We start from the raw sequence: 21,368 nt of genomic DNA, 5'->3' as shown, positions 1-21,368 counted from the left end.
GCTTCAGCCTAGACCCGCCGGATGGTTTTGGGCAGGGAGACGGAACATTCGCCGCATCCCGAGGTCACCTCACATGGCCGTCGCCGGTCACGATGTACTTCGTGGACGTCAGCTCCGGAAGCCCCATGGGGCCCCTGGCGTGCAGCTTCTGCGTGGAGATGCCGATCTCCGCGCCGAAGCCGAACTGGCTGCCGTCCGTGAAGCGCGTCGAGGCGTTCACAGCGACCGTCGTCGAGTCCACCAACTGGGTGAAACGGCGTGCCGCGGCCTGCGAGGTGGTCACGATCGCCTCGGTGTGGCCGGACGACCAGAGCCGGATGTGCGCCACGGCGGCGTCCAGCGAGTCCACGACGGCGGCGGCGATGTCGTACGAGAGGTACTCGGTCTCCCAGTCGTCCGGCGTCGCCGCCACCAGGGTGGCCTTGGACCCCTCGGCGTACTCCAGGACCCGCTCGTCGCCGTGCACGGTGACGCCCGCGTCGGCGAGGGCGTCCAGGGCCCGCGGCAGGAACGCGTCGGCGATGTCCTGGTGGACCAGGAGGGTCTCCGCGGAGTTGCAGACACTCGGGCGCTGCGCCTTGGAGTTGACCAGGATGGCGACCGCCATGTCGAGGTCGGTCTTCGCGTCCACGTACACATGGCAGTTGCCGGTGCCCGTCTCGATCACGGGGACGGTGGACCCCTCGACGACGGTGCGGATCAGCGAGGCGCCGCCGCGCGGGATGAGCACGTCGACCAGGCCGCGGGCGCGCATGAGCTCGCGTACGGAGTCACGGTTGTCGCCGGGCACCAGCTGCACCGCGTCGGCCGGCAGGCCGGAGCCGCCGACCGCGTCGCGCAGGACCCGGACCAGCGCGGCGTTCGACGAGCGGGCGGAGGACGAGCCGCGCAGCAGCACCGCGTTGCCCGACTTCAGGCAGAGCGCCGCCGCGTCCACCGTCACATTGGGCCGGGCCTCGTAGATGATCCCGACCACGCCGAGCGGCACCCGGACCTGGCGCAGGTCAATGCCGTTGGGCAGCGTCGAGCCGCGCACCACCTCGCCGACGGGGTCGGGCAGTGCCGCCACGTCCCGTACGTCGGCGGCGATGGCCCGGATCCGCTCCGGGGTGAGGGTCAGCCGGTCGACGACCGACTCGCTCGTCCCGGCCTCGCGGGCCCGCGCCACGTCCTCTGCGTTGGCCGCGAGGATGTCGTTCGTCCGCACTTCGAGCGCGTCCGCGATCGCCAGCAGCGCGTCGTCCTTCGCCGCGCGCGGAAGTGGCGCGATGTCGGCGGCGGCGGAGCGGGCCCGGTAGGCGGCCTGGGCGACCGGGGACATGTTGTCGTACGGCGAAAGCGTGGTCATGCCCGCAGAGTAGTGCGCACACTGCGGGCATCCGTCACGTATCCCGTGATGCGAGACAGCCGTCCGGGGACGGCTGCCGGGTGCCGGTTCAGTACGGGTGCACCCCGACGGGGGCCGCCGGGGGCGGCCCGTATCCCTCGGCGACGCGCTGGTGGTACGTCTCGCGGTCGATGACCTCCAGGCCGACGATCTCCCAGGGCGGCAGCCCCGCGCTGGAGCGGTGTTCGCCCCACAGCCGCAGGGCCACGGCCGCCGCGTCGTGCAGGTCGCGGGCCTCTTCCCAGTAGCGGATCTCCGCGTGGTCGTTGGCGTAGCGGCTGGTCAGCAGGAAGGGGTGGTCGTGCGCGAGCTGTTCCAGACCGCGTCTGACCTCCTTCAGCGGGATCTCGGCACCGGAGACACAGAGAGTGATGTGCCACAGCTTCGACTGGGTGCGGTCCTGGCCCGCCGTCGTCGGCTCCGGACCGGTGGTCCGCTCGTCCCTCCGGTCCGCGGGCCTGCTTCCGTCGAAGCCTGGCCCTGCTCCGACGCTGGTCAGGGCGCGACCACCCGTTCCTCGGGGCGGCGCCCCCGGGCGCGCTCGTCTCACCGGCGGCCTCCTGTGAATGTGTTGCTGTGCTGTACCCCGCTGTGTCCCTGCTACAAAGTGGACCAGTCCGCGGCCCGGCATGGGGCGGTTTTCGTGAAGGTCTCTGCCCGAAGGCTGGACTTTCAGCCGTTTCAGGGGGTGTGTCAGGTGCCGAGGACGACGAGATCGTCCCTGTGTACGACCTCGCGCTCGTAGGCGGGACCGAGTTCGCGGGCGAGGTCGCGGGTGGAGCGGCCGAGGAGCTGCGGGATCTCCTTGGCGTCGAAGTTGACGAGCCCGCGGGCGACCGGCCGGCCCCGCAGATCGCGCAGTTCCACCGGGTCGCCGGCGGTGAACTCGCCCTCGACCGAGGCGATCCCGGCCGGCAGCAGCGAACTGTGCCGTTCCACGACGGCCTGCACGGCCCCGTCGTCCAAGGTGAGCGAGCCCTGCGGGGTGGAGGCGTGGGCGAGCCACAGCAGCCGGTCCGCCGAGCGGCGGCCGGTGCGGTGGAAGTAGGTGCCCGTGTCGCGGCCCGCCAGCGCGTCGGCCGCGTGGCTGGCCGAGGTCAGGACGACCGGGACACCGGCGGCGGTGGCGATCCGGGCGGCCTCGACCTTGGTGACCATCCCGCCGGTCCCGACGCCCGCCTTGCCGGCGCTGCCGATGCTGACCCCGGCCAGGTCGGCGGGGCCGGTGACCTCGGTGATGCGGGTGGTGCCGGGGATGCTCGGATCGCCGTCGTACAGGCCGTCCACGTCCGAGAGGAGGATCAGCAGGTCGGCGCGGACCAGGTGGGCGACGAGCGCGGCGAGCCGGTCGTTGTCGCCGAAGCGGATCTCGTCGGTGGCAACGGTGTCGTTCTCGTTGACGATGGGCAGCGCGCCCATGTCCAGGAGCTGGTCCAGGGTGCGGTAGGCGTTGCGGTAGTGGGCGCGGCGGCTGGTGTCGTTGCTGGTGAGCAGGACCTGGCCGACGCGGACGCCGTAGCGGGCGAACGAGGCGGTGTAGCGGGCGACGAGCAGCCCCTGGCCGACGCTGGCGGCGGCCTGCTGCCTGGCCAGGTCCTTGGGCCTGCGGTGCAGTCCGAGCGGGGCGAGTCCGGCCGCGATGGCGCCGCTGGAAACGAGGACGACCTCGCGGTCGCCGCCGCTGCGGACCTTGGCGAGGACGTCGACGAGTGCGTCGACCCGGTCGGCGTCGAGGCCTCCCGCGGCGGTGGTGAGGGAGGAGGAACCGACCTTGACCACGATCCTGCGGGCCTCCGTGACGCCCTGCCTTGCCCCTGACACGCGCATCCCCCGTGGTTCGCCTCGCTGGACTCCGCAATCTACGCGAGCGCGGAATCCGGCGCCTTCGCGTTCCGCACCGTGGACCCGGTTTCGTCCGCATCCGTCCCGTTCCGTATCCGTTCCGTACCGCGGCTCGTTGCAGGAGACGTCGGCTCCACTGCCGGAGAACCCGGCGAATCCCAGGAACAGGACGTGATCGCATGCGCCAGCTCTCCATCCCCGGGGCCTGGGTGCACGAGCCCGAGGTCATCCCCGACAGCCGCGGCAGCTTCCACGAGTGGTTCAGGGCCGCCGACCTCGGCGAGGCCGCGGGGCACGCGCTGGGGCTCGCGCAGGCCAACTTCTCCGTCTCGCGCCGGGGCACGCTGCGCGGCATCCACTTCGCCGACGTGCCGCCGGGGCAGGCGAAGTACGTGAAGTGCGTGCGCGGCGCGGTGCTCGACGTGATCGTGGACGTCCGGGCCGGCTCACCCGCCTACGGGCGGTGGGAGGGTGTCCGGCTCGACGACACCGATCACCGTGCGGTGTACCTCGCCGAGGGGCTCGGCCACGCCTTCATGGCGCTGATGGACGACGCGAGCGTCGTCTATCTGTGCTCCGAGGGCTACGCGCCGGGTCGCGAGCACGGCATCGATCCGCTCGACCCGGAGCTGGGCATCGCCTGGCCGGCGGACATCGTGCCGCTGCTGTCGGGGAAGGACGCCGGGGCGCCCTCGCTGGCCGAGGCGGAGAACCAGGGGCTGCTTCCCTCGTACGGGGAGTGCGAGGCGTACTACGCGCGGCTGCGGACGGCCGCCCCGCCCCTGGCCGGGGTGCGGGCCGGCGGGCCCGCGCTCAGTCCGGCCGGCCGCTGACCAGGGCGGTCTCCGAGGGGCGTTCCGCGGCGAGCAGCGCCGGGAACGCCTCCTCCAGTGCCGTGCGCCAGTCCCGGACGGGTTCGATCCCGGCCGCCGCGAACCGCTCATGCGCGAGCACGCTGTACGCGGGCCGGGGGGCCGGGCGGGGGTAGGCGCCGCTGGTGGTGGGCCGGACGCGGGCCGGGTCGGCGCCCAGCAGCCGGAAGACCTCCCGGGCGAGGCCGTACCAGGTCGTCTCGCCGCCGCTGGTGCCGTGGTAGACGCCCGCCGGGGCGGTGCCCGCCAGTGCGGCCCGTCCGAGCCGGACCAGCCGGTCGGCCAGATCGACGGTCCAGGTGGGCTGCCCGCGCTGGTCGTCCACCACGTCGAGGGTGTCCTTGACGCCCTCCAGCCTGATCATCGTACGGACGAAGCTGGCGCCGCCCGCACCGTAGAGCCAGGCGGTGCGCACGACGTAGCCGGTGTCGGGCAGGGTCTCCAGCACGGCGCGTTCGCCGGCCAGTTTGGTGCGGCCGTAGGCGGTGCGCGGGGCGGTGGGGGCGTCCTCGGCGTACGGCCGGATGCCGTCCCCGGCGAAGACGTAGTCGGTGGAGACGTGGATCAGGACGGCGCCGTGCTCGCGGCAGGCCTCGGCGAGGACCGCGGGTCCGGTGCCGTTGACCCGCAGGGCGGCGTCCTCCCGGCTCTCGGCGTCGTCGACGGCGGTCCAGGCCGCGCAGTTGACGACAACCGCGGGCCGGTGGGCGGCGAACGCCTCGCGGACGCGGGCCGGGTCGGCGATGTCCAGGGCAGTGCGGTCCGCGGCGACGGCGATGACGTCCTCGTGGGCGAGGGCGGCCAGCAGGTCCTGTCCGAGCATTCCGCCGGCCCCGGTGACCAGCCAGACGGGGTTCACAGGGCGGCCCTCTCCTTGAGCGGCTCCCACCAGGAGCGGTTCTCCCGGTACCACCGCACGGTCTCGGCGAGTCCGGTGCGGAAGTCCTTGCGGGGTTCGTAGCCGAGCTCCTCGCGGATCCGGGTGCAGTCGACGGAGTAGCGCCGGTCGTGGCCCTTGCGGTCCTCGACGTGGGTGACGTCCGTGTCCCAGTCCGCGCCGCAGGCCTCCAGCAGCAGTCCGGTGAGCTCCTTGTTGGAGAGCTCGGTGCCGCCGCCGATGTTGTAGACCTGGCCGGCGCGGCCCTTGGTGCGGACGAGCTCGATGCCCTGGACGTGGTCGTCGATGTGCAGCCAGTCGCGGACATGGGCGCCGTCCCCGTACAGCGGGACCGGCCGGCCGTCGAGCAGGTTGGTGACGAAGAGCGGGATGACCTTCTCCGGGAAGTGGTGGTGCCCGTAGTTGTTGGAGCAGCGGGTCACCCGCACGTCGAGTCCGTGGGTGCGGTGGTACGAGAGGGCGATCAGGTCGCTGGAGGCCTTGGACGCGGAGTACGGGGAGTTGGGCGCGAGCGGCTCGCTCTCGGTCCAGGACCCCTCGTCGATGGATCCGTAGACCTCGTCGGTGGAGACGTGCACGAAGGTGGTGACACCGGCCCGGTGCGCGGCGTCGACGAGGGTGTGGGTGCCGACGACGTTGGTACGGACGAACTCGGCGCCGCCGTCGATGGAACGGTCCACATGCGATTCGGCGGCGAAGTGCACCACCTGGTCGTGCCCGGCCATGAGGCTGCCGACCAGTTCCGCGTCGCAGATGTCGCCCTGGACGAACGAGAAGCCGGGGTGGCCGCGGACCTCGTCGAGGTTGGCCGGGTTGCCCGCGTAGGTGAGCCGGTCGAGCACGGTGACGGCGAGGTCGCCGGGGCCGTCCGGGCCCAGCAGTGTGCGGACGTAGTGCGAGCCGATGAAGCCGGCGCCGCCGGTCACCAGGAGACGGTTCGTCATGAGGAGATCTGCACCTTGCTGTGGTCACCGAGGACGAGTCGGTGGGCGGACGGGCTCCGGGGCGCGGGCGTCACCTCGACGTCGCGGCCGATGAGGGAGGCCTCGACGCGGCGGACGCCGTCGATCGAGGCACCGCGCAGCACGATCGAGTACTCGATCTCACTGTCCTCGATCCGGCAGTCCTGGGCGACCGAGGTGAACGGCCCGACGTAGGCGTCGCCGATCACCGAACGGGCGCCGATGATGGCGGGGCCCACGATCCGGCTGCGGGTGACGCGGGCGCCGGGCTCGATCAGCACCCGGCCGATGATCTCGCTCTCGTCGTCGACGTGGGCGCCGCGGGTGCAGGGTTCGACGGTCTCCAGCACGGTCCGGTTGACCTCCAGCATGTCGGTGACGTTGCCGGTGTCCTTCCAGTACCCGCGGATCGTGGTGGAGCGGACGTCGCGCTCCTGGTCGATCAGCCACTGGATGGCGTGGGTGATCTCCAGCTCGCCGCGCCAGGACGGCCGGATGGAGCGGACGGCCTCGTGGATGGCCCGGGTGAAGAGGTAGACGCCGACGAGCGCCAGATCGCTCTTGGGCTCCTTGGGCTTCTCCTCCAGGGCCACCACCCTGCCGTCCCCGTCGAGTTCGGCGACGCCGAAGGCGGTCGGGTCGGGCACCTGGGTCAGCAGGATCTGCGCGTCGGGGCGGTCCGCGCAGAACCCCTCGACCAGGTCGGCGATCCCGCCGACGACGAAGTTGTCGCCGAGGTACATGACGAAGTCGTCGTCGCCGAGGAACCGCTGGGCGATCAGGACCGCGTGGGCGAGGCCGAGCGGCTCGGACTGCGGGATGTAGGTGACGTCGATGCCGAACCGGGAGCCGTCGCCGACCGCCGCACGGATCTCCTCCTGGGTGTCGCCCACGATGATGCCCACCTCGGTGATACCGGCTTCCGCGATGGCTTCCAGCCCGTAGAACAGCACCGGTTTGTTCGCCACCGGGACCAGTTGCTTGGCCGAGGTATGCGTAATGGGACGAAGCCGGGTGCCTGCCCCGCCGGAAAGTACGAGAGCCTTCACAGTTTCTGCCCCACGATGAGTCGGCGGTCCTGTCGCGGCTGCGACCTACCGGGGACCTTACTGAGATTCGGTGTCCCGTCCATGGTGAAACAGCCCCGCCGACCGGTTGCCGACTCGTCCGGAGGAAAAGCGGCCGTTCCCCGTAACCGATCGGGATTCGTTATCCCGCGGGGAATTCGCTATCGAGTTCGACATCAGATGATCGACATCGGGTCCGGTACGGATTTCGGGCCGCGATCGGCCGCCGTGCGACCGGCCGCTCACTTCCGGTGACCCGCCTTCCGTGCCGCAGCGGGTGAATTCACCGGCACGGGCGCGGATCCCCGATTCTCACGCCCGGCTTTCACTCCCCCGGCCGCGCCTGCCGCTCCCGGGCCCGCCGGCGAGCGCGGGGCCCTGCCGCCGGCGACGGCCGGCCGGTGCCCGTACGACGCCGTGGACACCGGAATGGCCGATGCGGGTCTGCGGCGCGGCCGCGCCCCGCGTTCCGCGCGGGTGCGGAACGCGGGGCGCATGCGGGTCCAGGAGCCCCTGGGCGTGGGATCCGGCGCCGGGAAAGCGCCGGACGCGTCCTACGGGTGGCGCAGGCGCCAGCCCTGCCAGGCGGACTCGATCATCTCGTCGATCCCGTACCGGGCCGACCAGTCCAGCTCCGCGCGGATCCGGTCCGCGCCGGCGACGACGCGGGCCGGGTCGCCCGGGCGGCGGGCGGTGACCTCGGGGGCGATGTCCCCGTGGTCCGTCGTCTTGAGGATCCGGTCGACCATCTCGCGCACCGAGCTGCCCTCGCCGCGGCCGATGTTCAGCGTGAGGTCGGTGCCGGGCTCGGCCGCCTCCAGGCGGCGGGCGGCGGCGAGGTGGGCGGAGGCGATGTCCTCCACATGGATGTAGTCGCGCACGCAGGTGCCGTCGGGGGTCGCGTAGTCGTCGCCGAAGATCCGCGGGCCCTCACCGGCCTCCAGGCGCTCGAAGACCATCGGGATGAGGTTGAACACCCCGGCGTCGGCCAGCTCGGGCGAGGCCGCACCGGCGACGTTGAAGTAGCGGAGCGAGGCGCAGCGCAGTCCGTGGGCCCGGGCGGCGGCGTGGATCAGCCATTCGCCGACGAGCTTGGTCTCCCCGTACGGGCTCATCGGCGCGCAGGGGGTGTCCTCGGTGACGAGGTCCACATCGGGCATGCCGTAGACGGCGGCCGACGAGGAGAACACCAGCCGGTCGATGCCCGCCCCCACCATGCTCTCCAGCAGCACCTCCAGACCGGTCACGTTCTCCCGGTAGTAGTAGAGGGGGCGCTCCACGGACTCGCCGACCTGCTTCTTGCCTGCGACATGCACCACACCTGTCACGGTGTGGTCACGGATCGCCGCGTCCAGGGCCTCCCGGTCCAGCACGCTCCCGGTGACCAGGGGCACCCCTTCGGGCACGTTCCCGGCGTTCCCCGTGGACAGGTCGTCGTACACGACGACCTGCAGACCGCCCGCGAGCATCGCCCGCACGACGTGCGCACCTATGTATCCGGCCCCGCCCGTAACCATCCAGGTCATTCTGTGCGTCTCTCCCTCTGCGCGTGGTCCTGCCGAGTGGCCCACTCTACGTGTGCGGAAAATCGAATCAGACAAAGAGGTATCAACAGTATTATCGTGCGACATGCAGGCTTGTGCGGGTGACGTCCGGGGAACATCACGGGTGAAGCCGGACAGCCCCGGATGAAGCCGGGGCAAACACAAGGCCGCAGCAGGCGGATGTCAATCAATTACGCTGTTCAGGTGCTCAGGCCCTCCCCCATGATTCCGCGGTGCGAATCGGTGCCTGCGCACGGACCCTGCAGACAGCTCTCTGGACTGGTGAAGGATGCCTCGACTGACACTCATCGTGCCTGCGTACAACGTGCAGGGGTATGTTCGGGAGTGCCTCGACTCCGTGCTTCAGCAGGACTTCACCGACTTCGAGGTCGTCGCCGTGGACGACTGCTCGCCGGACGCCTCCGGCGCCATCCTCGACGAGTACGCGGGGCGCGACGCCCGGGTCCGGGTGCTCCACCTCAGCGAGAACGTGGGCCTGGGCCACGCCCGTAACGCCGGAATCGAGCAGGCGACCGGTGACTACCTGCTCTTCCTCGACAGCGACGACACACTGACGCCCGGCTCGCTGAGCGCCATCGCGGGACGCCTCGACGCGACGGACGACCCCGACGTCCTGATCTACGACTACACGCGCAGCTACTGGGACGGACGGCTGCTGCCCAACCAGCGCGCCGACCTCCTCGCCCGCAGTGAGCCCGCGGTCTTCCCCCTGTCGGAGCGGCCGGAGCTGCTCGATCTGCTGCAGATCGTCTGGAACAAGGCCTACCGCCGCGATTTCGTCGAGGCGCACGGATTCCAGTTCCCGACCGGGTACTACGAGGACGCCCCCTGGACGTACTCCACCCTGATCACGGCGGAGAGCATCGCGGTGCTCGACCGCGTCTGCGTGCTCTACCGGCAGCGCCGCGAGGGCGGGAACATCCTTCGCACGGTCAGCCGCAAGCATTTCGATGTATTCGACCAGTACGACCGCGTATTCGCTTATGTGGACGAACACCCGGAACTCGATTCCTGGCGTCCCGCGCTTTTCCGTAAAATGATCGACCACTATCTCACCGTCATGGAGAAGCCGGGCCGTCTCCCGAAGGCGGCACGGTCCGAATTCTTCCATCGCGCGGCCGCGGAATACACCCGCCGGCTGCCCGAAGGATTCGAGCGTCCGGGCGGTGGGCGCGGTTATAAGTACGCACTGCTCAGCCGGGACTCCTATACGGGACTGACCGGGGTCACCCGCGCCAGCCGGGTGCGCAACCGGACGCGGGCGCGCAACATCGAGCGCATCGGCCGGGCCAAGCGCGCCGCGATGCGGATGATCTACCAGTCCCAGCTGCGGCTGCCGCTGGACGAGAACCTCGCGGTCTTCTCCGCCTACTGGAGCCGGGGCTACTCCTGCAACCCCGCGGCCATCGACGCCGAGCTGGCCCGGCTGGCCCCGCACATCCGCCGGGTCTGGGCGGTGCGCGCCGAGCACGTGAGCCGGGTGCCCAAGGGCGTCGAGGTGGTCGTCGTCGGGTCCCGCGAGTACTGGACGGCGCTGGCCCGCGGCACGTACTTCATCAACAACGTGAACTTCGCCGACGCGCTGGTCAAGCGCGAGGGCCAGATCCATCTGCAGACCCATCACGGCACCCCGCTGAAGACGATGGGCCTCGACCAGGCCAACTACCCGGCCTCCACGAACATGGACATGGAGGACCTGCTGCGGCGCTGCGACCGCTGGGACTACAGCATCTCCTCCAACCGCTTCTCGACCTCGGTGTGGGAGCGGGTCTATCCCTGCACCTACACCTCGCTGGAGACCGGGTATCCGCGCAACGACGTGCTGATCAACTCCGGTGCCCGCGAGGTCGCGCAGGCCCGCCGTGAGCTCGGCGCGGCGGACGGCTCCAAGGTCTTCCTCTACATGCCGACCCACCGTGAGTACCAGAAGGAATTCACCCCGCGGATCGACCTGGCGAAGCTGGCCGAGGAGCTGGGCCCGGAAGTCACCCTGCTGGTGCGCGGCCACTACTTCTACAAGCCCACGGGCCGGCTCGCCGAGCTCCAGGCCAGCGGCCGGGTCATCGACGTCTCCGCGCACCAGAACGTGGAGCAGCTCTACCTGGCGGCCGACGCGCTCATCACCGACTACTCCTCGGCGATGTTCGACTACGCCAACCTCGACCGGCCGATCGTGATCTACGCCGACGACTGGGACACGTACAAGGTCGTCCGGGGAAGCTACTTCGACCTGATGGCCGAGCCCCCCGGCGCCGTCGCCACCACCCAGGCGCAGCTCACCGAGATCCTCCGGTCCGGCGAGTGGCAGAGCGAGAAGTCCGCCACCTTCCGCAGCGCGTTCCGTGAGCGCTTCTGCGACTTCGACGACGGCCATGCCGCCGAGCGCGTCGTCCGCGCCGTCTTCCTGAACGAAGAGAACGTCCTTCCCGTCGTCCCGCTTGCCGCACGCAAGCCGGCACCGTCCCCTGCCCAGGCGCTCGAACTGGTCGAGCGGGTCTGACCCGAAAGGAATGCCGAAAAACATGACCCCCCGGCTCAGTGTCATCGTGCCCATGTACAACGTCGAGGCGTATCTCGAAGCCTGTCTCGACTCGGTGGAGGCGCAGACCTTCACCGATCTGGAAGTCGTCATGGTCGACGACGGTTCGACCGACGGATCGGCCGCGATAGCCGCCGCCTACGCCGAGCGCGACCCGCGCTTCCGGCTGGTGACGAAGGTGAACGGCGGCCTGGGCTCGGCCCGTAACGCGGGCCTGGCGAACATGGCGCCGGAGAGCGAGTACTTCGCCTTCCTCGACAGCGACGACGTCATCCCGCCGGACGGCTACCGCATGATGGTCGAGAGCCTCGACGAGACCGGGTCCGACTTCGCCACCGGCAACGTGTTCCACGTCAAGGGCGAGCGGTCCTGGCAGGTCCCGCTCATGAAGATGCTGGCCGGTGAGGCCCGCAAGCGGACCCACATCGCCGAGTACCCCAAGCTCGTCGCGGACCGCATCTCCTGCAACAAGGTCTGGCGCCGCACCTTCTGGGAGAAGAACGGCTTCACCTTCCCCGAGGGCGTGCTCTACGAGGACAGTGCCGTGGTGCTGCGCGCCCACTACCTGGCCGACGCCATCGACCTGATCGGCGAGCCCGTCTACTACTGGCGGCTGCGCGAGGGCGAGTCCGCCCCGTCGATCACCCAGCGCCGCACCGACCCGCAGGGTGTCCGCGACCGGGTCGCCGCCTGCGAGACGGTCACGCAGTTCCTCGCCGACCGCCCCGGCTCCAAGTGGGCCCAGTTCAAGCGGGAGTACGACGCCCGGGTGCTCCGGGACGACCTCCGCATCTTCCTGAACGTCGTGCCGGACGGGGACGAGGAGTACCGCGAGGCCTTCCTCATCGCGGCCAACCGCTACCTCGACCAGGTCGAACCGCAGGTCCTGGACGAGCTGCCCGCCGTGCTGCGCGTGCAGTACGCGCTGGTGCGCCGCGGCGCGATCTCCGAGCTGATCGACCTCCTCGCCGACCAGCGGCGCCGTGAGCCGGTCGAGGTCAGCGGCTTCCTGCGCAAGTACGCCGGGTTCAAGGCCCTGGACCGCAGCGGAGTCACGCTCTCCCGCAAGACCCTGCGCATCGACAAGGACCTGGAGCTCAGGACCCCGCTGGTCGGTGTGGAGTGGCAGAAGGGCAAGCTGCTGCTGACGGGCGACGCCTGGATAGACAAGATCGACATCCCGAACCGGCGCAGCACCGCCAAGTTCATCCAGATCAAGAAGGGCGGCTCGCGCCGCCGTCTGATCTTCCCGGCGAAGAACATCTTCCGCCCTGGCCGGACCTCCGACACCTGGCAGAAGCGCTACAACTACGACTGGTCCGGCTGGGAGTTCTCCTTCGACCCCGCCAAGCTCCGGCACAACGGGCAGTGGGAGGAGGGCATCTGGCACATCGGCGTGATCGTCATGAGCTCCGGTCTGCTGCGCCGCCGCGGTATCCAGTCCAACGGCGGCAGCGCCGCCAACTTCCCGCCCTACCAGTGGCTCGACAAGAACTACCGGATGCTCCCGAGCGTCGAGGGCGCCGCGCTCAAGCTGCGCATCGAGCGGGTCAACGCGCTGGTGACCGGCCGCGAGCTGGAGGGCGACCGGATCGTGATCCGGGGCGAGATCCGTACGCCGCTGGCGAGCGACGAGACCGTCACGCTGCAGGTCTCCAACCAGTCCAGCGGTGAGATCCGGCGCTACCCGGTCACGGTCGACGCCGAGCAGGGCGGCACCAGCGCGTTCCGCGTCGAGGTCCCGCTCGCCGATGTCGCCCTGGTCACCGCCGAGACGACCGACGGCCACGCCCAGCCCCGGGTCCGCAACTGGAGCACGGCGCTGCTGATCTCCGGTTCCGACGAGGAGGCGGCACCGCGCCGGCTGAGCACCGTCGTCCAGGAGGGTCTGGAGGACGCGCGCTTCCAGCTGCCCGCGAGCATGGGCCGGCAGGCGGGCCGTCATGAGCTGGCGGCCATCGCCGGCCACAACGGCTACCTCAAGTTCCGCGGCCAGACCGAGCGTGCCGTGATGACGCAGGTGGGCGAGCGCGACGGCAAGCTCGTCCTGTCCGGCCACGCCCCGCAGCACCTGGTCGGTTCCGAGCTGCTGCTGAAGGCCAAGGACCGGTTCGACGAGCGCACCGTCCCGATCAGCTGGACCGCCGACGGCTCGTACGAGACGGCCTTCGACCCCTCGACGCTGGGCGGTGGCTCCCAGGGCACCATCCCGCTCAAGGCCGGCCGGTGGAACTTCTTCCTCCGTCAGCCCGACGGCGCGGACGTCGAGTTCGTCATCGACCGCCTCGCATCGGAGCAGTTCCCGCTGCACGTCACGCTGAAGGGCCGCCGGTACTGGCTGGAGGCTCGCTGGCACGACTTCCCGCAGCTGAACTGCCGCTCGGAGCTGGCCGATGTGGAGCGCGGCCCGTTCCGCCAGGCCCAGCTGCGCCGCGAGGTGTACGACGCCAAGTGCCTGGAGCCGCTGCGCGACCAGGTGTTCTACCTGAGCTACAACGGCAAGCAGTACTCGGACAGCCCGCGTGCCATGCACGAGGAGCTGGTGCGCCGGGGCGCCGACCTCAAGCACCTGTGGGCGGTCCGCGACGGCCAGGTGGAGCTGCCTCCGACGGCCGAGAAGGTCCGGATGTGGGGCACGGAGTGGTTCGACGCGCTGGCCTCCAGCAAGTACATCGTGACCAACGCGCACCTTCCGGAGTGGGTCGTCCGGCGTCCCGGCCAGGTCATCGTCCAGACCTGGCACGGCACGATGCTGAAGAAGATCGGCCATGACATCGACACGCTCCACTTCGACAAGGAGTACCAGAAGCGTCTGGAGCTCGAAGCGAAGAACTGGAGCATGCTCGTCTCCTCCAACCGCTTCAGCACACCGATCCTGAAGCGGGCCTTCTCCTACGACGGGGAGATCCTGGAGGCCGGCTACCCGCGCAACGACTACCTGTACTCCGACGAGCGGGTCAAGCTCGCCGAGGAGATCAAGAAGCGCATCGGGCTGCCCGAGGGCAAGAAGGTCGTGCTCTACGCCCCGACCTGGCGCGACGACCAGTCGCACCGGGCCGGTCAGTACTCCTTCGACCTCCGGCTCGACCTGGAGGACGCCCGCCGCCGCCTCGGCGACGACCACGTCCTGCTGATCCGGCGCCACTCCAACGTCGTCGACCAGGTGCCCGGCGCCGGCAACGGCTTCGTCTGGGACGTCTCCGAGTACCCGGACATCGCCGACCTGTACCTGGCGTCCGACATCATGATCACCGACTACTCGTCCGTGATGTTCGACTACGCGCACCTCAAGCGGCCGATGCTCTTCTTCACGTACGACCTGGAGCACTACCGCGACACGCTGCGCGGGTTCTACTTCGACTTCGAGAAGGACTCGCCCGGCCCGCTGGTCCGCACCTCGTCGGAGCTGATCGACTCGATCCGCAACATCGACACGGTCTGGCCCGAGTACACCGAGCGCTTCGACCGCTTCCACCACCTGTTCTGCGACCTGGACGACGGCCGCGCCTCGCAGCGCGTCGTGGACCGCATGATCGAACAGGCGACGGAGCTCACCGAGGAGAAGTAGCCGTACGGCACGCGAAAGGGGGCGGGCCCGGAGATCTGATCTCCGGGCCCGCCCCCTTCGGCATGTGTTCGGTCCCGCTCTACGGCTCCACGTCCACCGTCTTGAAGGCGAGCTGCGACAGCGCCGTGTAGTACGGCCGGATCTCGATCTTCGTGACCGGGCGCGGCGCCGGCTTGCCGCCGTTCAGCGTGCGGGTCACCCGGCGGCCGACCTTCGCCAGCAGGGTCCTACTGGGCTCGGGCAGGATCCGGATCACCGGCCGGGGGAAGGTGAACACCCCTATGGGCGCGAGGACATCGGTGGCGAGCTTGCCGACCTGGACGCGGTCGGCGCCGGCCGCGGGGCGCAGCCACACGTCCCAGATCTGCTCGGGCCCCTCGTGCTCACGCACCAGCGCGGCGCAGTCGACCCGGGCGCTGACCCGCTGCCCTTCGAGGGCCGAGACGGGGAACGACAGCACCCGGTCCTTGTCCTTGCGGTGCACGGCCTCCAGCGCCGCGCCGGGGCCGAGCGTCACGCCCCAGCCGGCGGCGTCCAGCTCGATGGCCTCGGTGTCGACCGCGACCGCGTCGATCTCCACATGGGCGTCGCGCACCACGCTGCGGATCCGCAGGCGGTCCATCTCGCCCCGGTGCGGGAGCAGCAGCTCCAGGGCGGGGGCGCCGTTCTCCCGGGGCAGCGGCACGTTGAGCAGGTCCCGTACGTCGCAGCCGTAGCCGTCCACCGTGAGCGGCACCTCGTTGCCCTCAGGGGTGCACACGGACAGTTCCCAGGTGCCCTCGGGCAGTCCGCCGTGCCAGGGCACCACGGCGCTGCCGCCCGGGTCGATGGCGAACCGCTTCTCCGCCGGGTTGCGTCCGACCCGGCGGCAGGCGATCTCGGCGCCGTGCACCTCGGCCGGCAGTGCGCCGACCTCGATCCGGACCGAGCCCAGCGGGTCGACCTGGGCGGTGGCCGTCGTCGGCAGTGCGCGGCGGGTGAACGCGTCGTGCAGGATCGCCTCGAAGCGGGCGCAGCTGGCCGGCTCGTGGAAGCGCACCGCGTTGCGCACGGCCGCCTCGCCCATCTGCTTGCGCCGCTCGTCGTCCTCGACGAGTTCGAGGATGGCGTCGGCCATGGCGGCGGTGTCGCCGCGCGGGACGATGAGGCCGTCCTCGCCGTGCGTGATGATGTTGCGCGGGCCGTGGTCGGCGTCGGTGCTGACGACGGGCAGACCGGCCGCCATCGCCTCGACGATCACGTTGCCGAACGCCTCGCGCTTGGAGGGCAGCACGAAGATCGAGCCCTTGCTGAACTCGGGCGCGACCGGGGCGGCCGGGCCCATCAGCGTCACGGTGTTGTGCAGGCCGAGGGTCTCGATCTGCTTGCGCAGATTGGCCTTCTCGGTGCCGCCGCCGTAGATCCGCAGCCGCCAGTCGGGGCGCTTGGCCACGACGGTGGCGAAGGCGTCGACGACCGCGGCGAAGTTCTTGTTCTCCTTGAGGAGACCGGCCGCGATGACGACCTTGTTGGTGCTCTTGGACTGCACCGGGGCCGCGGGCACGCAGTTCGGCATGACGGCCAGCCGGTTGCGTACGCCCGGCACCAGCTTGCCGATGCTCTCGACCTCTTCGGGCGTCAGCGCGGTGAGCGCGTCCAGCGAGTGGTACGCCTTGAACAGCCGGCCCTGGTAGTACTTCGCGTAGATCGAGGGCATCGAGTGCTCCTGCGTGACCCGCAGGTAATCACCCTCGGCGTACGAGAGCATGATCGTGTTGCGCGGGCTGGAGCTCACCACGACGTCCGAGTCGGTCGTCGCGAGGAATTCGAGCAGTCGCAGCTCCGCGAGCCGGCTGACCACCGGCTTCTTCTCCGCCGGGTCCACCGGGTAGACCTTGGGGAAGACCGCGATCAGCGGGTCGTCCAGGTCCGATGTCGGGGAGTGCTGGCGCAGGTCGGTCAGCACACGCACGGAGACGCGCGGGTCGAGCGGGAAGTAGGACTCGTCCCGCACCTTGCGGAGTGCGACGATCTCCACGTCGTGCCGGGCCGCGAGTGCACCCGCCAGATTCTGCGTGGCACTGACAACTCCGCCCATGTGGCAGAGGTCGCGCACCAGAAATGAAATCTTCACTTGCGTCTTTCGGCTGGGCCGCGGCTCGCGGCAATCCCCGGGCAGCCTCGCGTGATGGTCACCACGCTCCCCCTACCCCATCGGCTTGCGAGGGCATGCCCTCTCCTCGCACAAGAAAGACGGACAGGCGGGTCACAGGGTTGTGCACGGAGTGAAACTTTATCGAATCTTTGAACATAGCGTACCGGGAACGGTAATCACGTACGGAATCCACCCAAACACCCGCACATTTATGCGACATGAGGGCCGAAACCGCCGCGCCGCTCCCCCCTGACCGCACAAGGGCGTGCCTCCGCACCGGAACCCGGTACGGAGGCACGCCCTCACAGCAGCACCCGTGCTTACGCGAACGGGTCGAACTCCTGGTACTCCTTGCTGACCTCGTCGCGCTCGTCCTCGCGGTCGCGACGGCGCTGAGCGGCCGGACGCGGCTCCTCCAGACGGTGGTCCTCGCCGCGGCGGCCGAGCATCTCCGCACCGGCGGTCACCGTCGGCTCCCAGTCGAAAACCACGGCGTTGTCCTCGGCGCCGATGGCCACGCCGTCGCCCGCCCGGGCACCGGCCTTGCGCAGCGCGTCCTCGACACCGAGCCGGTTCAGCCGGTCCGCGAGGTAGCCGACGGCCTCGTCGTTGTTGAAGTCGGTCTGGCGCACCCAGCGCTCCGGCTTCTCGCCGCGCACCCGGTAGATGCCGTCGTCCTCCAGCTTCACGGTGAAACCGGCGTCGTCCACGGCCTTGGGCCGGATGACGATACGGGTCGCCTCCTCCACCGGCTTGGCGGCACGCGCCTCGGCGATGACACCGGCCAGCGCGAAGGACAGCTCCTTGAGGCCGGTACGGGCGACGGCAGACGCCTCGAAGACGCGGTAGCCGCGCGCCTCCAGCTCCGGGCGGATCATGTCCGCGAGGTCCTGGCCGTCCGGAATGTCGATCTTGTTGAGGACGACGATGCGGGGCCGGTCGTCCAGACCCCCGTAGAGCTTGAGCTCCTCCTCGATCATGTCGAGGTCGGAGACGGGGTCGCGGTCGGACTCCAGCGTCGCCGTGTCCAGCACGTGCACCAGGACCGAGCAGCGCTCGACGTGGCGCAGGAACTCCAGGCCGAGGCCCTTGCCCTGGCTGGCGCCCGGGATCAGGCCCGGGACGTCGGCGATGGTGTAGACGGTGGAGCCCGCGGTGACCACGCCCAGGTTCGGGACGAGGGTCGTGAACGGGTAGTCGGCGATCTTCGGCTTGGCGGCCGACAGGACCGAGATCAGCGAGGACTTGCCCGCGCTCGGGTACCCCACCAGGGCCACATCGGCGACGGTCTTCAGCTCCAGGACGATGTCCCGGGACTCACCGGGCTCGCCGAGCAGCGCGAAGCCGGGGGCCTTGCGCCGGGCGGAGGCCAGCGCGCCGTTGCCGAGGCCGCCGCGGCCGCCCTGGCCGGCGACGAACATGGTGCCCTGGCCGACGAGGTCGGCGAGCACGTTGCCCTCGCCGTCGAGGACGACGGTGCCGTCCGGCACGGGCAGGACCAGGTCCTGGCCCTCCTTGCCGGTGCGGTTGTCGCCCGCGCCGGGCTGGCCGTTGGTGGCCTTGCGGTGGGGGTGGTGGTGATAGTCGAGGAGCGTGGTGACCGCCTGGTCGACGATCAGCGTCACATCGCCGCCACGGCCGCCGTTGCCGCCGTCCGGGCCGCCGAGCGGCTTGAACTTCTCACGGTGAACGGAGGCACAGCCGTGGCCCCCGTTACCCGCGGCGACATGCAGCTCGACGCGGTCCACGAAGGTGGTCATGGTTGGAACCTCCAGTTACATACGTGCAGAAATGTCTCGCTCGTGCTCCTGTAGGAGCAACACGCGAAAGGCGGACCCACTTCCCGTTCGGGAAGTGAGGTCCGCCTCCACGTCATACCGCTCGACGAGCGCCGAAAATCAGCCGGCGATCGGAACGATGTTCACGACCTTGCGGCCACGGTGCGTGCCGAACTCGACCGCACCGGCGGCGAGGGCGAACAGCGTGTCGTCGCCGCCACGGCCGACGCCCGTGCCCGGGTGGAAGTGGGTGCCGCGCTGGCGGACCAGGATCTCACCGGCGTTGACGGCCTGACCGCCGAAGCGCTTCACGCCGAGCCGCTGAGCATTGGAATCGCGCCCGTTCCGGGTGGACGATGCGCCCTTCTTGTGTGCCATGTGTTCTCAGTCCCTTACTTCGCAGCCGCGGGGATGCCGGTGACCTTGATCGCCGTGTACTGCTGGCGGTGACCCTGGCGACGGCGGTAACCGGTCTTGTTCTTGTAGCGAAGGATGTCGATCTTCGCGCCCTTGTGGTGGTCCACAATCTCGGCCTGGACCTTGATGCCGTCCAGCACCCACGGGTCGCTGGTCACGGCGTCGCCGTCGACAACGAGCAGGGTAGAGAGCTCTACCGTGTCGCCAACCTTGGCGGTGGGAATCTTGTCAACCTCAACGATGTCGCCGACAGCAACCTTGTGCTGGCGACCACCGCTGCGCACGATGGCGTACACGCGGATCTCACTCTCACTCGAAGCGAAAACCTCTGAAGCCAGCCGCTCACACGGGTCCGGGGACCCGTGATGATCCGGATTGGACGAGCGGCCTCTCCCGTACGAGCGGGAGGTGAGTGCTCAGAGGTGTGGCGAAACAAACGCCGACGGTCAAGATTACGGGGCCCTGGACAGCCCGGTCAAACCGGGCCCCCCTCTTCAGGCCGCCGCGGCCCTGACGTAGTCGGCGTAGGCGTCCCTGATCCCGTCCGTGGACAGGTCCAGGTGTTCCAGGATCGTGTACCGGCCCGGCCTGGTCCGGGGTGCGAAGTCGACCACCGAGACGAACTCGTCCGCGCTGAAGCCGATCTCCTCCGCGGTGACCGGCAGGCCGTGGCGCCGCAGCGCCTCGGTCATCCGGACGGACTCCCGGTGGGCGCCGCGCAGATGCATCGCGAACGCCGCGCCCAGCCCGCACTGCTCCCCGTGGCTCGCCGCACGCTGCGGGAAGAGCAGGTCGAAGGCGTGGTTGATCTCGTGGCAGGCGCCGGAGGCGGGACGGCTGTCGCCCGCCACCGACATCGAGATACCGGTCAGCACCAGCCCTTCCGCCAGCACCTGGAGGAAGGAGTCGTCGCCGAGGGCCCCGGGGTGGCGCAGCACGGCCTCACCGGCCTGCCGGGCCATCGCCGCGGCCAGTCCGTCGATGTCCTCGCCGTTGACCCGGTGGGCGAGCTCCCAGTCCGCCACGGCGGAGATGTTGGAGAGCGCGTCACCGATCCCGGACCGCACGAAGCGGTCCGGGGCCTCACGGATGATGTCGAGGTCGATGACGACGGCGATCGGGTTCGGGACACCGTACGAGCCGCGGCCCGCGTCGTTGTCCAGCGTCGCCACCGGGGAGCACAGACCGTCGTGCGACAGGTTCGTCGCCACGGCGACCAGCGGCAGCCCGATGCGCGCCGCGGCGAACTTCGCACAGTCGATGATCTTGCCGCCGCCGAGTCCCACGACGGCGTCGTACCGGCCGGACTTCATGGCCTCGGCGAGCTTGACGGCGTCGTTCAGCGTGCCGCCGCCCACCTCGAACCAGGAAGCGCCCGGCAGGCTGTCCGAGAGCCGCTCACGCAGCGCCCGGCCGGAACCCCCGCTGATCGCTATCGCCAGCTTGCCCGAGCCGGAGATCCGCTGATCGGCGAGGACGCCCGCCAGATCGGCCAGAGCGCCTGCCCGGATGTCGACGACGACCGGTGCGGGGATGAGCCGGGTCAGTACTGGCACGCGATGGTCCTGCCCTTGGCCAGGTCCTCGTGGTTGTCGATCTCGACCCACTTGACGTCGCCGATCGGCTCCACGTCGACCTTGAAGCCGCGGTTGACGAGCTCCTGGTAGCCGTCCTCGTAGTACAGGTCCGGGTCGCGCTCGAACGTGGTCTTCAGCGCGTCGGCCAGCTCCTCGGCCGCGTCGCCCTCGATGAGCGTGACGCCGATGTACTCGCCGGTGGCCTCGGACGGGTCCATCAGCTTGGTGATCCGCTGGACGCCCTTGCCGGGGTCGACGACGACCTTCATCTCCTCGTCGGCCAGCTGCTTGACCGTGTCGAGGGCGAGGATGATCTTCTTGCCCTCGCCGCGGGCGGCGAGCAGCGTCTTCTCGACGGAGACGGGGTGCACGGTGTCGCCGTTGGCGAGGATCACGCCGTCCTTGAGGGCGTCACGGCCGCACCAGAGGGAGTAGGCGTTGTTCCACTCCTCGGCCTTGTCGTTGTCGATCAGCGTGATGCTGACGCCGTACTTCGCCTCCAGGGCGGCCTTGCGCTCGTACAGGGCCTCCTTGCGGTAGCCCACGATGATCGCGACGTCGGTCAGGCCGACCTCGGCGAAGTTGCCGAGCGTCAGGTCGACGACGGTCAGGCTCTCCTCGTCGCCCTCGGGCCCGACCGGCACCAGGGCCTTGGGAAGCGTGTCGGTGTAGGGGCGCAGACGGCGGCCGGCGCCGGCCGCCAGAATCATGCCGATCATGAGGGTTCTCCTTGGTCCTTGGTGCGGGTGTCTCGGGTGGGGT

The 21,368-nt window shown here is 70.0% G+C and carries 16 protein-coding genes; 3 read left to right on the top strand and 13 right to left on the bottom strand.

From position 1 onward, the window contains the following. Nucleotides 1–64: 64 nt before the first annotated feature. The 3 genes from OG521_26555 to proB all read right to left on the bottom strand — a co-directional run bounded on the left by OG521_26555 (nt 65) and on the right by proB (nt 3,166). On the bottom strand, nt 65–1,348 hold the full coding sequence (locus OG521_26555; protein ID WUW24137.1) for a glutamate-5-semialdehyde dehydrogenase: 1,284 nt from the start codon (nt 1,346–1,348) through the stop codon (nt 65–67). An 88-nt stretch (nt 1,349–1,436) separates the two neighbouring features. Beyond that, nucleotides 1,437–1,937: a hypothetical protein gene (locus OG521_26550; GenBank protein ID WUW24136.1), complete on the bottom strand. Its 501-nt coding sequence runs from the start codon at nt 1,935–1,937 to the stop codon at nt 1,437–1,439. 143 nt (nt 1,938–2,080) lie between these two features. Continuing rightward, nucleotides 2,081–3,166, bottom strand: coding sequence for a glutamate 5-kinase (gene proB, locus OG521_26545; GenBank protein WUW26805.1), 1,086 nt, complete (start codon nt 3,164–3,166; stop codon nt 2,081–2,083). Nucleotides 3,167–3,408: 242 nt separating this feature from the next. Here proB and OG521_26540 point away from each other — a divergent pair, with 242 nt between their 5' ends. After that, a complete protein-coding gene (locus OG521_26540) occupies nt 3,409–4,062 on the top strand; it encodes a dTDP-4-dehydrorhamnose 3,5-epimerase (GenBank protein WUW24135.1) in 654 nt (217 codons plus the stop codon). Here the strand turns inward: OG521_26540 and rfbD are convergent. The 4 genes from rfbD to galE form a co-directional block, all read right to left on the bottom strand. Then, nucleotides 4,043–4,924 (bottom strand): dTDP-4-dehydrorhamnose reductase, encoded by an 882-nt coding sequence (rfbD, locus tag OG521_26535; GenBank protein ID WUW26804.1) that lies wholly within the window; start codon nt 4,922–4,924, stop codon nt 4,043–4,045. The two genes, OG521_26540 and rfbD, sit on opposite strands and share 20 nt — an antisense overlap. A 32-nt stretch (nt 4,925–4,956) precedes the next feature. Next, on the bottom strand, nt 4,957–5,943 hold the full coding sequence (gene rfbB / locus OG521_26530; protein WUW24134.1) for a dTDP-glucose 4,6-dehydratase: 987 nt from the start codon (nt 5,941–5,943) through the stop codon (nt 4,957–4,959). After that, a complete protein-coding gene (locus OG521_26525; GenBank protein ID WUW24133.1) occupies nt 5,940–7,010 on the bottom strand; it encodes a glucose-1-phosphate thymidylyltransferase in 1,071 nt (356 codons plus the stop codon). The genes rfbB and OG521_26525 overlap by 4 nt, the downstream gene beginning before the upstream one ends. A 572-nt stretch (nt 7,011–7,582) precedes the next feature. Beyond that, complete coding sequence (gene galE, locus OG521_26520) at nt 7,583–8,554, bottom strand: UDP-glucose 4-epimerase GalE (protein WUW24132.1); 972 nt, start codon at nt 8,552–8,554, stop codon at nt 7,583–7,585. Between the two features lie 307 nt (nt 8,555–8,861). On the opposite strand from galE, the gene OG521_26515 reads away from it, so the two are divergent. Both OG521_26515 and OG521_26510 read left to right on the top strand, forming a co-directional pair. Then, nucleotides 8,862–11,093, top strand: coding sequence for a bifunctional glycosyltransferase family 2 protein/CDP-glycerol:glycerophosphate glycerophosphotransferase (locus OG521_26515; protein ID WUW24131.1), 2,232 nt, complete (start codon nt 8,862–8,864; stop codon nt 11,091–11,093). A 22-nt stretch (nt 11,094–11,115) separates the two neighbouring features. Next, the gene (locus OG521_26510; protein WUW24130.1) at nt 11,116–14,700 is read left to right on the top strand and encodes a CDP-glycerol glycerophosphotransferase family protein; all 3,585 of its coding nucleotides are present in this window, start codon (nt 11,116–11,118) and stop codon (nt 14,698–14,700) included. A 79-nt stretch (nt 14,701–14,779) separates the two neighbouring features. On the opposite strand, the gene OG521_26505 is transcribed toward OG521_26510, so the two are convergent. The 6 genes from OG521_26505 to OG521_26480 all read right to left on the bottom strand — a co-directional run bounded on the left by OG521_26505 (nt 14,780) and on the right by OG521_26480 (nt 21,325). Continuing rightward, nucleotides 14,780–16,813 carry a glycosyltransferase gene (locus OG521_26505; GenBank protein ID WUW24129.1) on the bottom strand — a complete coding sequence of 678 codons (2,034 nt, stop codon included), beginning with the start codon at nt 16,811–16,813 and terminating at the stop codon, nt 14,780–14,782. 341 nt (nt 16,814–17,154) lie between these two features. Further along, complete coding sequence (gene obgE / locus OG521_26500; GenBank protein ID WUW24128.1) at nt 17,155–18,594, bottom strand: GTPase ObgE; 1,440 nt, start codon at nt 18,592–18,594, stop codon at nt 17,155–17,157. A gap of 138 nt (nt 18,595–18,732) precedes the next feature. Continuing rightward, nucleotides 18,733–18,990, bottom strand: coding sequence for a 50S ribosomal protein L27 (gene rpmA, locus OG521_26495; GenBank protein ID WUW24127.1), 258 nt, complete (start codon nt 18,988–18,990; stop codon nt 18,733–18,735). A gap of 14 nt (nt 18,991–19,004) precedes the next feature. Beyond that, the gene (rplU, locus tag OG521_26490) at nt 19,005–19,325 is read right to left on the bottom strand and encodes a 50S ribosomal protein L21 (GenBank protein ID WUW24126.1); all 321 of its coding nucleotides are present in this window, start codon (nt 19,323–19,325) and stop codon (nt 19,005–19,007) included. A 198-nt stretch (nt 19,326–19,523) separates the two neighbouring features. Beyond that, nucleotides 19,524–20,585 (bottom strand): iron-containing alcohol dehydrogenase family protein, encoded by a 1,062-nt coding sequence (locus OG521_26485; GenBank protein ID WUW24125.1) that lies wholly within the window; start codon nt 20,583–20,585, stop codon nt 19,524–19,526. Next, complete coding sequence (locus tag OG521_26480; protein WUW24124.1) at nt 20,573–21,325, bottom strand: phosphocholine cytidylyltransferase family protein; 753 nt, start codon at nt 21,323–21,325, stop codon at nt 20,573–20,575. Before OG521_26480 ends, OG521_26485 begins: the two co-directional genes overlap by 13 nt. Nucleotides 21,326–21,368: the final 43 nt, after the last annotated feature.

The organism is Streptomyces sp. NBC_01463, assembly GCA_036227345.1.
Classification (GTDB): Bacteria; Actinomycetota; Actinomycetes; order Streptomycetales; family Streptomycetaceae; genus Streptomyces.
This window is presented reverse-complemented; position numbering and strand designations above follow the sequence as displayed.

Bases quoted from the DNA above. Each gene is read 5' to 3' on its own strand.
- OG521_26480 (WUW24124.1), bottom strand. From the start codon at position 21,325: ATGATCGGCATGATTCTGGCGGCCGGCGCCGGCCGCCGTCTGCGCCCC.
- rfbB (WUW24134.1), bottom strand. From the start codon at position 5,943: ATGACGAACCGTCTCCTGGTGACCGGCGGCGCCGGCTTCATCGGCTCG.
- OG521_26515 (WUW24131.1), top strand. From the start codon at position 8,862: ATGCCTCGACTGACACTCATCGTGCCTGCGTACAACGTGCAGGGGTAT.
- rfbD (WUW26804.1), bottom strand. From the start codon at position 4,924: ATGCTCGGACAGGACCTGCTGGCCGCCCTCGCCCACGAGGACGTCATC.
- galE (WUW24132.1), bottom strand. From the start codon at position 8,554: ATGACCTGGATGGTTACGGGCGGGGCCGGATACATAGGTGCGCACGTC.
- rpmA (WUW24127.1), bottom strand. From the start codon at position 18,990: ATGGCACACAAGAAGGGCGCATCGTCCACCCGGAACGGGCGCGATTCC.
- OG521_26510 (WUW24130.1), top strand. From the start codon at position 11,116: ATGACCCCCCGGCTCAGTGTCATCGTGCCCATGTACAACGTCGAGGCG.
- obgE (WUW24128.1), bottom strand. From the start codon at position 18,594: ATGACCACCTTCGTGGACCGCGTCGAGCTGCATGTCGCCGCGGGTAAC.
- OG521_26555 (WUW24137.1), bottom strand. From the start codon at position 1,348: ATGACCACGCTTTCGCCGTACGACAACATGTCCCCGGTCGCCCAGGCC.
- OG521_26540 (WUW24135.1), top strand. From the start codon at position 3,409: ATGCGCCAGCTCTCCATCCCCGGGGCCTGGGTGCACGAGCCCGAGGTC.